The 12,172-nt window shown below is 53.0% G+C and carries 11 protein-coding genes; 6 read left to right on the top strand and 5 right to left on the bottom strand.

What is annotated here, in order from left to right; genetic code table 11:
- Window positions 1-63: 63 nt before the first annotated feature.
- The 4 genes from ACOQPU_RS23365 to ACOQPU_RS23350 form a co-directional block, all read right to left on the bottom strand.
- Window positions 64-669 (bottom strand): YdcF family protein, encoded by a 606-nt coding sequence (locus tag ACOQPU_RS23365; protein WP_420627177.1) that lies wholly within the window; start codon window positions 667-669, stop codon window positions 64-66.
- A gap of 76 nt (window positions 670-745) precedes the next feature.
- Window positions 746-1,450, bottom strand: coding sequence for a hypothetical protein (locus ACOQPU_RS23360; RefSeq protein ID WP_420627176.1), 705 nt, complete (start codon window positions 1,448-1,450; stop codon window positions 746-748).
- Window positions 1,451-1,495: 45 nt separating this feature from the next.
- Window positions 1,496-2,419: an alpha/beta hydrolase gene (locus tag ACOQPU_RS23355; protein WP_420627175.1), complete on the bottom strand. Its 924-nt coding sequence runs from the start codon at window positions 2,417-2,419 to the stop codon at window positions 1,496-1,498.
- Window positions 2,409-3,659 (bottom strand): M20/M25/M40 family metallo-hydrolase, encoded by a 1,251-nt coding sequence (locus ACOQPU_RS23350; protein WP_420642242.1) that lies wholly within the window; start codon window positions 3,657-3,659, stop codon window positions 2,409-2,411. Before ACOQPU_RS23350 ends, ACOQPU_RS23355 begins: the two co-directional genes overlap by 11 nt.
- A gap of 314 nt (window positions 3,660-3,973) precedes the next feature.
- On the opposite strand from ACOQPU_RS23350, the gene ACOQPU_RS23345 reads away from it, so the two are divergent.
- Window positions 3,974-5,563 carry a gamma-glutamyltransferase family protein gene (locus ACOQPU_RS23345; protein ID WP_420642241.1) on the top strand — a complete coding sequence of 530 codons (1,590 nt, stop codon included), beginning with the start codon at window positions 3,974-3,976 and terminating at the stop codon, window positions 5,561-5,563.
- 73 nt (window positions 5,564-5,636) lie between these two features.
- Complete coding sequence (locus ACOQPU_RS23340) at window positions 5,637-6,053, top strand: response regulator (protein WP_420642240.1); 417 nt, start codon at window positions 5,637-5,639, stop codon at window positions 6,051-6,053.
- Between the two features lie 137 nt (window positions 6,054-6,190).
- On the opposite strand, the gene ACOQPU_RS23335 is transcribed toward ACOQPU_RS23340, so the two are convergent.
- Complete coding sequence (locus ACOQPU_RS23335; RefSeq protein WP_420642239.1) at window positions 6,191-9,124, bottom strand: clostripain-related cysteine peptidase; 2,934 nt, start codon at window positions 9,122-9,124, stop codon at window positions 6,191-6,193.
- A gap of 189 nt (window positions 9,125-9,313) precedes the next feature.
- On the opposite strand from ACOQPU_RS23335, the gene ACOQPU_RS23330 reads away from it, so the two are divergent.
- From ACOQPU_RS23330 to ACOQPU_RS23315, 4 genes are all read left to right on the top strand, one after another.
- Window positions 9,314-10,162, top strand: a complete 849-nt coding sequence (locus tag ACOQPU_RS23330; protein ID WP_420642238.1) for a hypothetical protein — start codon at window positions 9,314-9,316, stop codon at window positions 10,160-10,162.
- A gap of 430 nt (window positions 10,163-10,592) precedes the next feature.
- Window positions 10,593-11,258 carry a hypothetical protein gene (locus ACOQPU_RS23325; protein WP_420642237.1) on the top strand — a complete coding sequence of 222 codons (666 nt, stop codon included), beginning with the start codon at window positions 10,593-10,595 and terminating at the stop codon, window positions 11,256-11,258.
- A gap of 99 nt (window positions 11,259-11,357) precedes the next feature.
- On the top strand, window positions 11,358-11,720 hold the full coding sequence (locus tag ACOQPU_RS23320) for a DUF1801 domain-containing protein (protein ID WP_420642236.1): 363 nt from the start codon (window positions 11,358-11,360) through the stop codon (window positions 11,718-11,720).
- A gap of 59 nt (window positions 11,721-11,779) precedes the next feature.
- The gene (locus ACOQPU_RS23315; RefSeq protein WP_420642235.1) at window positions 11,780-12,166 is read left to right on the top strand and encodes a hypothetical protein; all 387 of its coding nucleotides are present in this window, start codon (window positions 11,780-11,782) and stop codon (window positions 12,164-12,166) included.
- Window positions 12,167-12,172: the final 6 nt, after the last annotated feature.

The raw sequence follows: 12,172 nt of genomic DNA, 5'->3' as shown, positions 1-12,172 counted from the left end.
AATTATTCCTTGGAGTGGCTGGTTGCTAGGGGTTAGTAAAAAACTACCACTAACCGCCAGCCACTAACCTAAATTCAATAAATAGACGGAAAACGCCACCACTTCCCGCACGTAAGAAAAAGTTCGCGTCGCAGGGCTAATCCAGCGAATGGAGCGCGTGGGCGAACTGTACGCCGCCATCTGCAAATCATTGGCGACTGCCAACGCCCGGCGCATATGGTTGGGCGTGCTGACGATGAGAAACGTTTCTAGCCCATTTTGCTGGGCTACCAGTTGGCCGCTTTGCAGATTTTCAAACGTAGAGGTGGAGGTTGTTTCGACCAAAATGTCATCAGGATTGACGCCCTGCGCGATAGCGACATTGCGCCCCACTTCTGCTTCGGCCAGCTCATCACGGTTGCCCACGCCGCCCGTAAAAATCAGCTTTTCTACTGTGCCGTTTTGGTAAAGCTGAACGGCATGGTTAATTCGCTCCCGGAAAATGGGCGACGGCCGTTCTCCCCAAACCGCTGCTCCTAACACAATGGCCGCATCTGCCGAGCGCGTTTCATCCCGCAGCGAAAACAAAAAGACCGTCATCGCCGCGTACCAGCCCAGCAAAAGCACCAGAGCCATGATGCCCGTGACTATTCGTGCTAAAAGGCGAACGGCCGTTTTCAATAGTTTCATCAAATAAATACATCCATTTTTTGCAGCGAATTAACCCGAATTAGCGCGAAAAGAAACAATTCGGGTAAATTCGCGCTCATTCGCTGCCAGCTTCCGCCAGCTCCCGCTGCCAAAACCAGCGCGCCAGCCACAACCCCCAAATAGGAATCAGCAAGATGGCAAATCCGCCAATGCCCGTTTCGCCAATGGTGTACGCGAGCGGCGGCGGCACCAAGGCTTCAATCAAGGCCAGCAGCGTCAGCGCAATGCCCACCACGTTGGTAAACTGACCGAATCGCAGCGATTCTGGCCGCAGCTTGCCCGCCAGCCAAATGAGCCACAGCCCCATAAAAGCAAAGCTAATCGTCTTTAGACCACTATCACGAATCGGCTCCATGTAATCCCAAATTTGGGCCACAAACAGCGGGTTGCCCTGCGCAAAGCGGGCCACCACAGGCGTGCCCAACTGGTCAATGAGGCTGGCAATCAGGCCAAAGGCAGCCCCCACAATGCCCAGTGTGGTGAATCCACGCGCACAGCTATCTCCACGCCTCAACTCTGCTAAATGACCTACCAGGAAAACGGCCGCACACAAGCCCACCGTCGCCCCAACATGAAATATTCGCCAGGAGAGTGCATTGTCGCGCACAAACGCCAAGAAAAGTTCGCTGCTGTCCCAAAAGCCTGGCGGCAATTCCTGAATTTGCGGAAACCAAACAAATAGATTTACGCCCACAGCCACCAACCACCCCAATGCCAATACCCAAGCTGCTAAAGTTCCCAGTCGATTATAAGAGATCATTCAATCCTTCCTGCTGCTTTCTTGCCTAAAATCAATGCACCGAGGTTACGGTAAATGTTCAGCTAAAAATGCCTGCATTTGCGCCGTAAAGGTATCGGGGTCTACGGTGAAGATGTTCAGATGACCCGCGCCGGGAATGGTGTGCAGTTGCTTTGGCTCGTTAGCAGCGGCAAAAATGGTACGCCCTTGCGCCACTGGCACGATGCGATCCTGCTCGCCGTGCATAATCAGCAGCGGCATAGCTAAATTTGGCACAATATCCGCCGTCCGAATCTCGGTGAGCGGTTCGTCTGTCGCTGCGTTTATTCGGCTGAACACGGTGGGAGCCAGAAAACCCGGCGCACGGGCAATGCTAGGCATAATGTTGACCATGTTTTCTTCCAAACTAGCGTAGGTGCTTTCCAGCACCAGCACGGCCAAATCAGGGAGTTGGGCAGCGGCCAAGGCAGCGGCAGCACCCCCCATTGATTTGCCAACCAAACCGATCCGAGCGGAGTCCACCTCTGGGTGCGTTTGCAGATAGCCAAAGGCGGCAATCAGATCGTTCGCTTCGGCTAGGCCCCAAGTGGAAATAGCGTCACCACTCTCACCATGATTGCGCAAATCTACCAGCAAGGCACCATACCCTGCCTGGTGCATGGCGGCGGCTTGAACCAGCAGCGCGCCCCGATTGCCACCAAACCCATGTGCGTAAATGAGTACCGCGCCACTCCCATCTTCGGGCGGCGGCACAAACCAGGCGGCTATCGTCACGCCATCGGCCGCAGTGAATTGCACCGTTTCGGCGGTGAGGCCAAAGTCGGCGGGAGTTTGGCTGGGCTGGGTGCGCCGTGGATAGAGCAATCTGTCTGCGCTTTGCCCAATGATGCGATTGCCGTACCAAACGGCCGTACCCACCGCCACTACCAATATTCCAAGAATTATCCAACCAACAAGCCCCATACGCCCTCGCTTTTTGCTACGACTCATCAAACGCTCCGATCAAATTGAGTACCGCCATCGTATTCAGCGTTGCTTTCGGCACAAATGAACTGACCATCACAAATTCCTGATCTTTACTGCCATCCTCGCTACGCTCCGAGCAGTGGGCATTGCCCCCAGATGGCCCCAGCCCGTCGATGCAAGGCACCTCCGTCCAAAAATGATTGCCATCGCTCAAACCACCCCGCTCCTCGGGCAAAATGGTGAAACCCAGCGATTCGCCCGCCTCTTTCCAGACGTTGAACAGGCGATCTGTCGCTTCATTCCGCGCCCACGGTGGCGTTTGCCGGTACAAATTCACTTCTACCGAGCAGGCATAACCATCCAGCGGACTATGCACATCAGATTGCCCATTGAGGGCCAAAATCTCGTCTACCGTTTCCGCAAAGACCGCAGGCTTGAAGGTACGCATCTCCAGCCAGGATTCTGCATCGTGCGGCACGCGGTTGGTCACCACGCCCCCCCGCATGGTGCCAACGTTTACCGTCACCTGCCGCTCGTAGTTGGTGATGGCCGCCAGCTTGAGGATGGTGTGCGCCATCTGCACCACCGCATTGGCCCCGTTGGGATGGAAGCTGCCGGCGTGAGAGGCACGACCTTCCGTTTTTACCTGGAAGATGGCCATGCCTTTGCGGGCAACCACAATCTGATACGTGTCGTCTACCTTGCTGCCGCCTTCAAAAATGAGGCAACCTAGGGTATTCGGCCCAGCCAGCCGCTTGGCGCACAAACGGCCGAAATCTTCTGCCTCGGCCTCCTCAGACGCATCAATGAGAATGACCCAGTTGATGGCGTCGAACTGCTCTGGAACGTGCTGCTGCAACGCCTCAAGCATCATGTAGATGAGAACCGTGCCACCCTTGATATCTACCGTGCCGGGACCGTAAATGCGGTCTCCCTCTTCGCGCCAATGAAAGTTATTGCGTTCCTCTTCATGGGCGGGGAATACCGTGTCGTGGTGGGAGACGAGGCCAATGGTTTTGTTGGTACGGCCGTTCCGCGTGAGCACCAGATGTTTGCCGTAATGCATAATGGCCGACTGGATAAACTCTGCTTCAAAGCCAAGCGGGGCAAACAGTTCGGCCGTCATCTTACCAAGGGCATTCACCCCGACAGCGTTGGCGGTGAAGCTGTTGATATCTACCATCTGATGCAGCATGTCTAAATAGTTGGGTAAGTTTGCTTCGAAATGCTCCTGCAAAATGGCAGAAATATTGTTGCGATTCATACGACCTTCCTTGTAAAAAAGCCACAGAGAACACAGAGATTTTAGAGGATTGAGCAATCAGGCATTATAACTCATTCTGTGACAATAATTGTTTGGTTTTTCTATCACGAACCCTCGTTTTAGGCGAATTGGTTCTGCCAATAGTGTGGACGTTAAGGCTTTTTTATACAAAGGAACAAAGCGACCAAGAAACTAAGAAAGTTTCCCTTTCGTCTCTTCCTGCCTTCGTTCCTTGGTATAAAATTTCCAAGCCTCCGCTAAAAAATCGTGTAAACTAAGCCACGAGAGAATTTACATGAAGGAGACTCTTTTTTATGCGTGGAGTGATTGCCGCCGGGGATGCAGGTACGGCCGCTGCTGGACAACAAATTTTGCAAGCAGGGGGTAACGCAGTGGATGCTGCCGTCGCCGCCTCTTTTGCCTCATTTATTGCCGAAATTGGCGTGGTGCACCTGGGTGGCAGCGGTATTGCCCATCTGTATGACCCAGAAAGCGGCCGTTCTCTCGTCTACGATTTTTTCAGCAACACGCCTGGGCTGGAGGGTGCACCGCCAAACCCCAAGGATTTCCATGAAGTAACAATTGATTTTGGGGCGACCACGCAAGATTTCCAGCTAGGGCGGGCTTCGGTGGCGGTGCCGGGGAACATTGCTGGATTGTGCCAAATGGCGGCAGATTACGGCCGTCTGCCGCTAGAAACATTGCTCCAACCAGCCCTGCAACTGGCCAAGGAGGGTCTACTCATCGCCCCCTTCCAGGCAGAAACCTGCACCCTGCTGCACCCCCTGTACACCTACACGGCCGGGATGCGCGCCATTTTTTCGGCAAACGGCCGTATGATTCGCACTGGCGAAAGATTGTACGTCCCTAATCTGTACGACACGCTGCAAACGCTGGCCCGCGAAGGGGCAACCTATGCTCAAACGGGCGCGTTGGCCCAAGCTCTGGTTGCTGACCAGATTAAAAATGGCGGTCTCCTTACCCAAGCCGATCTGGATAACTACCGCGTCCACAAGCTCCCCTCGATTCGTTTGCCCTACCGTGAATATGAAATCTTGCTCCCGCCGCCAAGTTCCACCGGGGGTGTACTGACGGCCTTTACCCTCAAGCTGCTGGCCCATTTTGATATGCAAAAACGGCCGCACGGCTCTGCCAGCCATCTGCAACTGCTGTACGAAATTATGGTAGCGACCAATCGGGCGCGTAACCTGTGGGAGGAGGCCAGCGATGTGCTGCCTGTGGAGGAAGCGATCGGCCGCTTTTTAGACGATCGCTTTGTGAAAGCATATGTGGAAGAGGTGCAGGACGCCCTCATCAGTAAAAGTGCCTCCCCCTTTGCCCCGGAACCACCTGCGCCCAACAACACCAGCCACCTCAGCGTGGTAGATGGCGACGGGCTGGCCGTGAGCCTTACCACCACGGCCGGGGAATCTGCCGGGTACGTGGTGCCAGGCACCGGATACATCCCCAACAACATGATGGGCGAGGCCGATTTGCACCCCAACGGCTTCCACACCCGCCCTGCCGGGCAGCGGCTGCCTACCATGATGACCCCCGTCGTGGTGTTGAAAGATGGGCAAACGCGGCTGGTGCTGGGCAGCGGCGGCAGCATTCGCATTCGCAGTGCCATTATGCAGGTACTTAGCAATTTGCTAGATTACCAGATGTCGCTAGACGACGCCGTAAACACCGCACGCGTACACGTCGAGGATGGTGCGCTCCAGTGTGAGTTAGGGTATCAGCCAAAGGCGGTGGACGAGTTGGAGGGGATGGGGTATCCGGTGAATCGGTGGCCAGTACGCAGCATTTACTTTGGCGGGGCACACTCTGTTTCTCGCACGGCAAACGGCCGACTGGTTGCCGCAGGCGATAACAGACGCGGTGGCGCAACGGCCGTTGCCTGACAATCATTTTGTGACCCACCATCATTTCCCGTGTCAAAGAAGCACCTTGCAAACTGACACAAAGGGAATTTGAATGAAGACCCCTCGCGCACTAATCGTTGAAGATGTTCCCGACCTGGCACAAATATTTACGCTGGCCCTAACGGCTGCTGGCTTCCGCACCACTAGCCTCGCCGATGGCGCAACAGCCAAGCACTATTTGGCAACCGAAACCCCTGATTTAATTGTGCTGGATGTTCATCTGCCGTTCTACAAGGGCGACCGTTTGCTTGAGGAAATTCGCAAACTACCGCGATTTGAACACACCGTGTTTATCGTTGTCACTGCCGATACGCGCCGAGGGGAAGAACTGCATAATCAGGCTGATCTCGTCTTGCACAAGCCAATCAGCTTCACGCAGCTTCGCGATCTATCCAAACGCCTTACCGCGGTGATGACCCATCTACAAACTGGCCCCTTGCCAAAATTGGTGGATAGCGAACGGCCGTAAGCCCCACCCCTTGTCATGCCAAATACAACGAAGCATCCCCACCAAGTCACAGCAGCCAGACTCTTTGCTTAGTGAACCGGTTGGCAACTGTATCCTTGCGGGATTCTTCCCTGCGGTCAGAATGACAGGTGGGAGTTTTACCGCAACGCGAGGTCAGCAATCATGGTAAGGAAGACGCTGTTTTCTAGCTGATTGTACTGGCTCGCTGGCGCTTCGACCCAGGCGACGATGTCTTGCTCGTCTTCTACTCGCGCCATGAGGAATCCCCACACCGTGCCAGCTTCCGGGTCCTCATAGCTAAAATCAACCCGCAGCCAAACCAGACCACCTAGCGGAAATTCATATGGCTCGCCCACCTCAAAGTTCTGCACGTCTGCGCCGGCGTCACGCACCAGCGAGGTGACAACGCCCAGCGTATCGAGCGTGGTTGGCTCTGTGCGGAGAGCCACAAAGGTGGTGACCCCTGCGCCAAACCATTCCCAACTGCCCACCTGCTGGTAGGCAAACGTGGCAGGTTGCGCCACCGTAAAGCCGTCTAGCGTGGCAATCGGCCAGCGACCAGGCTGGAGACCGATGCCTACATCGCGGTAAGTCCAGCTATTTGCGAGGGTCTGCACGACGGCCTGGGTAGTGGCTTCGTCAATCGAAAGGCCATCCACATCCACCACAAAGCCAGTGCCGTTGTCCACAAAGGTAAGAAAGATGCCGGTGCGTTCTCCTTCTTCTGGCTTATTGTAGCCGTACACCGTGCGCAAGGCGGGCTGCCCAGCCACCAGCACCTCGTTTTCAAACAAGGTATCTACCGCGCCAAACTGCTGGAGCGTTTGCGCCTTAAGCGTTTCAGGCGTGATGGCTGCATCCAGATTGGGGTAGATGGTCACCTGGAACTGGGTGCTGCCCTGCTGCTGGCTGGTGTAGAGCAAGGTGTCCTGATAGCGAGGACGGAACCATGCTTCCGGGTACAAAAATTGGAAGCCGAGGTAGGGGTCCAGATATGCTTCGTAGCCGGGCGTGAGGACGCTGTTGTCTACGGTGAGGTCGATGAAGGAAACGGCCGTTTCTCCCGCAACATTTTCCGCTTGAAAGCCAAAAAAGTGACGGCCGTCTGGCAATGGTCGCCATTCAAAATAAAGATCTCGATTGTCGTCGAAGAACAGGCTGGAGCCGGGTTCCCGCTCAATGCCGTCCTCGGTGTAGAAAAGCGTGTAAAGCTGGAACTCGTCGCCCGGCTGAGGCAGCAGCTCGGCCGGTGCGTCAGTGGCATCAGATTGCACCGTCCAGACGCGCGTCAGGCTGGCGGTGCGGTGGTCGAAAACGAGATTGGCGTCCACATAATTGTTGCCGTCGGCGCGACGGTAGCGGCCCTGGACAGTAAACAGGGTGCTGCCCGGCTCGGTGGGCCACATCACCACAAAGTCACCGTTGTCGAAACTGTCGTACAGGTAGGTGACTTCCGTCTCCCAGACGTAAAAATCGTCATGCACACCGTCGCGCCACTCAACAATCTCGCTACCGTCGGGCAAAAAGGTGGGTTCGGGGTTGAGATGGTCGTACTCTAGCAAAAGCTGACGGCCGTCTTCCAAATACCGCCCCGCAATGAGCGCCACGTTATCCACATCCCGGCCAATCACCTGGAAGTTGATGAAGGCGGGGTTTTGCAGCCCAGCCACGGGAGCCTGCGCCGCGCTCAGATTCACGAAAGGTGGGGGCAGTTCTGCCTGGCCGACGGCGTGGTACGTTTGCAAAAAAGCGTCCCAGGCGGTGAGTTGGGTCGTGCTACTGTAATCGGCGTCGTAAAAACGGCCGTTCCGCGGAAAGTAAATCGCCACCCCCTGGCTGTTCTTCAATCCTGCTCCCGTACCGTTGGCGATGACGGCATTATTGACGGCGGTCATCACACCTTTGGCGGCAGTGACGACCGCATCATCCGGGCTGCGCTGCGCCAAAATTGAGGCGAAATGGTGCAAATCAATCGCGGCGTACTGCTCAAAGCTGTCTGGGTAGACGCGAGCAAAGGTGGCTGCGCCGCTGCGGGCGTCGCCCACCGCACTAGCCACGAAGGCAGGTTCCACTGTGAGAGCATTGGCCAACCCCTCAACCGCTAGCGTCAGGCCATCAAGCTGGCTCAACTCTACCGCCGACATGGTGACAAAATCGTCGGGCTGAACGGCCGTATAAAAGTTCAAAAATTCGCTCACCATGCTGCTGGCCAGGGAACGGCCGTCCACGGCCGGATTGGCGTACAGGGTGCGCAGCAGTGATTCATAATCCCAGCCCAGCCCCGGTGTGAGTTCTCCTGAACCGACGGCGTATTGGGTGAACGGCCGTACCGCCTGGAACACGTCCAGCTGCCCCATCAGGCAGGCGTCAAAGCCTATCACGTCCAGCGTGGGCACACCCGCTTCGGCCAAACCAATCTCCAGCGCACCCTGCAAATCCGGCAGGCTGATGTGATCGCCGCCGTCGAAGGTGGGTGCGTCGCCGTCGTAGGCAATGCCGCTCCAGCCCGCCCCGTGGTCCCAGATGATGAGCGCGTACCGATTGGCCGGGAAGCTCTGGATGCCCCAGCTAATAAAATCGGCCAGCACCGCCGGATCGCCCATGTTTTGCTCACCCAGGCTTTGCAGCGGCTCCGAGTTGAGCAACTCACGGTCCGCGTCTGGCAAAATGCGGTAGCGGCGGGTGTCGCTCCAGTCGCCGTCTAGGTTGGTTTCGCCCAGCGCGCGATCCACCTGCACAATGACGTTGACCTGCTCACTGCTACCCGCCGCTTCCATCTCATTCAGGTCCAGCAGCCCCGGCAGCTCCAAATTGTTGTCCGCGTCCATGTAGACGAGGATGGTCCAATCGTCCAGCGTGGCGTCGTAGGTGGCGGTGGGCAGCGGGGCACTGATGGGCGGCGGTGTAGGGCTGGGCAAAACGGGTGTGGGTGGGTTGGTGATGGGTTGTGAAGTTGGGAAGGTTGGAACATTTGTGGGTAACGGCGTAGCCTGCCCAAACCCATCACAACCTAGCAAGGACAAAGCAACCAACAGCAAAACAGCAATCCAACGCTTTCGCAATTCACACATGCGTTAATTATCCACATCCTTTTCCCGTTACAAAATAGCGGTAGCTAATCTTACAAATATTTGATTTGCCACATCAATTTCAATCTTTTAGAATAATTTCACCTAAATCAAAGTCCGACAAAAAAAGCAAGTGTACAGTTTAAACAACCGAAAACCGAGAATGCAAAAACCCAGATGGAGGAAAGAAAAATGAAAGCGTATCGAAATTTGTTTTTAAAAGGTGTGTTGTTAATTTCTTTGTTAACCATATTATCGGCTTGTGGTGGAGGAAACCCGGAACCACCATACTTTGGCGCGTTTTTGGTGGACGCTAATGAGTTAATTGAGCTTGAGCAGGGTACTGCATTTGGTGTGCCAAGTTTCAATGACCTTAATGGTGTTCCTATTGCACCAGATTCACAACCTGTGGTTTTGCTATGGCAACCCAATACGCAGCTGCAATATCTCCAATTTTTCTCCATTCGTCCCAAAGAAGAACTGGACTATACAGCCAGTCCAAATGATGAGGGGGTGTTAGAACTTCAGCCGCGTGCTGCCTTAAATCCAGGTCGCTACTGCTTTATTCAGGGCGATCCTTTAGGAATGGGCTTGCCGATGTGGTGCTTCGAGATAGCCGGAGAGGAGGGAGACGCTGTTAGCGGCGATGAGCCAGTCTCTAGTGAACCCTCAGTCGATATTCCGATTGCAAATATTTGCGAGATTTCCTCTAATTCACCTACAACACCATTTGAAGGTGTATGGGTCAACGAAGCGATGGACGATAACATTGACTTAGTTGGCTTTCAAATTTGTCTTGATTCCGAAATAATGACGGAAGATGGCGATAGGTGGCCTGTTATCACAATTGATATGTGGGGAGAGGGGTTAAGAAATGGTTCAGCCACGATAACGGTAATTATTGATGAACCGGTTACCAACAATACGATCAACGTGAATTCCAATGACACCATTGTCCTCCTCGATGAGAATACCCTTCGATGGAACGAACCAGATTCTGCAAGTCGAAATGGGGTAAAGTTCGTCCGGACTTCTCGTTAATAATTAACACATCCCTTTGCTGCTGCTTGATCTTCTGGGTGGGCTGTGGTCGGCGGCCTCGCCGTACTGCTTTTGCGACCTGTTTGGGTTTGGGAGGGGTGAAACGGCCGTATCCACTCCCCCTATTATCATTGAACTGAAAACGGCCGTCTTAGAAACCATTTTCCTCACTATACTTTGCGACGCGAGACCTGACAGGGTTTCTCACGCCGCAATTTGCCTCGCGAGCAAACTTGTCAGGTCTGGTTGAATGCAAAATCACTAATAGAAAAAGTATTTGAATCTGCGAGAGATGGCTTTGTAGGTAATAAGGGAAAAAATATGTACCAAACGTTCAATATAAGAGGGCTAAATCAAAGTTTATTGGGGCAATAATGGCCCATATTAAATCAATTTAGACTGATATTTTGAGAATATATTTGGAGGAAGAATGTCAGAAGAAGTCAATCACACTCTAAAGAAAAATGATGTATTAAATTACTCACGATCGGAAATCTGGTCCTTTTATATTGAAATCGGTGAAACTGAGCGTCATTTCAATGTTACACAGGAAAAATATCGTTTATTGGCTTCCACTTGGTTACTTGGAACAATTGGGGCTATTGCTTTTATATTTTCAAATGAAGGCGACTTTCCGTTCCCACCAACATTATTAGGGGCAGCTTTAGCATTTATTGCATCGGTTGGCATAGCTCTGCTTTGGATATTAGATATCAAGGTGTATCAAACGCTTTTGTCATCATATTATGCAGAAGGACTTCTTCTAGAACAAGCACAGCCTTGGTTACCGCAAATTAGAGGTAGGGTAAGGGATCGCTTCAAAGGCACTGTCCCGTTGCTTCTGTCAACATATTACATAGGATCTATGTTGTTTCTTTTTGTGATAGGAGTTGGCGGTCTGAGTTTATCATTTAGTAAAAAGTGGGCTTCCGAAGTTGCAGTCGTTTCAGTATTTGCATTGTTGGATTTAATCGTATTAATAGCTGTAATTTTCCAGTCACCCCAATCAAAAGAAGTTATTAGTTTTGAATCTGACGAAAAGCGGCTACAAGTTTACAGTCAAGCCATCGTTAAACCACCTAAATTGAATAAATAGGTTAGAAAGAAACGATGTCTTGATGCCAGTGCCAGGTTCAGATTTGAGTACGATGATTGGATGATGGAGCTTTGACTTTGCTTCATAAAGGACAATGTGATGAATAAAAATTCTGTGGTTGATGACTGGTTTAAAAATTATGACAATCCGATGAAGGAACTGGTTCAGGCGGTTCGGGAAGCGATTCTGGCCGCAGACGAACGCATTGAAGAAACGATCAAGTGGCAAGCTCCCACCTTTGTCTATCGTGGCAATCTGGCGAGCTTTTTCCCGAAAGCCAAGAAACATGCCAGCCTCATGTTTCATAAAGGAAAATTTATTCCAGGTGATTTCCCTAATCTGGAAGGGGACGGCAAAGAAGCCCGCAGCATGAAATTTACCAGCTTTGATGATCTTGAAGCGAAAAAAGAGGAGCTTGCTGCCATTGTTATTGCCTGGTGCGACCAACAAGAAATGAAATAACGTCGAGAAAGTGGGCGCGGGGATACGGTCTCTACAGCCCCTAAATTGGACAGGAGCCAATGAATATCGGCGAGAATGAGCGGGCGCAGCACGTTTACGAAAGGTTGGGCTTCCGCAAGGTAAGAACAATGAAGAAACAACTGAAAACCTTTTTAACAATATTGCTGGCGATTGTCCTGTGGCCATTGGGGCTATTTGCCCTGTACGATTGGCTGAAAAAGCGGTGGCAGATGCGGCAAAGACAACAGCGCGTAGCTGCTCTGCTAGATGGTCGGGAGATAACGGCCGTTTTACAAACTGCCCCCTACAGCTACGGTCATTTTCAGGGGGAAAATGGCTACCGCATCTGGGATGAGCGCATAGAAAATGGCTTCGTTGGCTTTGCGGCCACGCCGCAGGAAGCAGAGCTCTGGATTGTGGAGCACTATCTGTCTGAATCTAACTAATCTCCA

The sequence above is a fragment of the Candidatus Leptofilum sp. genome (assembly GCF_965223285.1).
Lineage (GTDB): Bacteria > Chloroflexota > Anaerolineae > Promineifilales > Promineifilaceae > Leptofilum.
This window is presented reverse-complemented; position numbering and strand designations above follow the sequence as displayed.

What these genes read in the sequence shown, in the direction of transcription:
- ACOQPU_RS23365 (WP_420627177.1), bottom strand. Translation starts at nt 669, where the DNA reads ATGAAACTATTGAAAACGGCCGTTCGCCTTTTAGCACGAATAGTCACG.
- ACOQPU_RS23360 (WP_420627176.1), bottom strand. Translation starts at nt 1,450, where the DNA reads ATGATCTCTTATAATCGACTGGGAACTTTAGCAGCTTGGGTATTGGCA.
- ACOQPU_RS23355 (WP_420627175.1), bottom strand. Translation starts at nt 2,419, where the DNA reads ATGAGTCGTAGCAAAAAGCGAGGGCGTATGGGGCTTGTTGGTTGGATA.
- ACOQPU_RS23350 (WP_420642242.1), bottom strand. Translation starts at nt 3,659, where the DNA reads ATGAATCGCAACAATATTTCTGCCATTTTGCAGGAGCATTTCGAAGCA.
- ACOQPU_RS23345 (WP_420642241.1), top strand. Translation starts at nt 3,974, where the DNA reads ATGCGTGGAGTGATTGCCGCCGGGGATGCAGGTACGGCCGCTGCTGGA.
- ACOQPU_RS23340 (WP_420642240.1), top strand. Translation starts at nt 5,637, where the DNA reads ATGAAGACCCCTCGCGCACTAATCGTTGAAGATGTTCCCGACCTGGCA.
- ACOQPU_RS23335 (WP_420642239.1), bottom strand. Translation starts at nt 9,124, where the DNA reads ATGTGTGAATTGCGAAAGCGTTGGATTGCTGTTTTGCTGTTGGTTGCT.
- ACOQPU_RS23330 (WP_420642238.1), top strand. Translation starts at nt 9,314, where the DNA reads ATGAAAGCGTATCGAAATTTGTTTTTAAAAGGTGTGTTGTTAATTTCT.
- ACOQPU_RS23325 (WP_420642237.1), top strand. Translation starts at nt 10,593, where the DNA reads ATGTCAGAAGAAGTCAATCACACTCTAAAGAAAAATGATGTATTAAAT.
- ACOQPU_RS23320 (WP_420642236.1), top strand. Translation starts at nt 11,358, where the DNA reads ATGAATAAAAATTCTGTGGTTGATGACTGGTTTAAAAATTATGACAAT.
- ACOQPU_RS23315 (WP_420642235.1), top strand. Translation starts at nt 11,780, where the DNA reads ATGAATATCGGCGAGAATGAGCGGGCGCAGCACGTTTACGAAAGGTTG.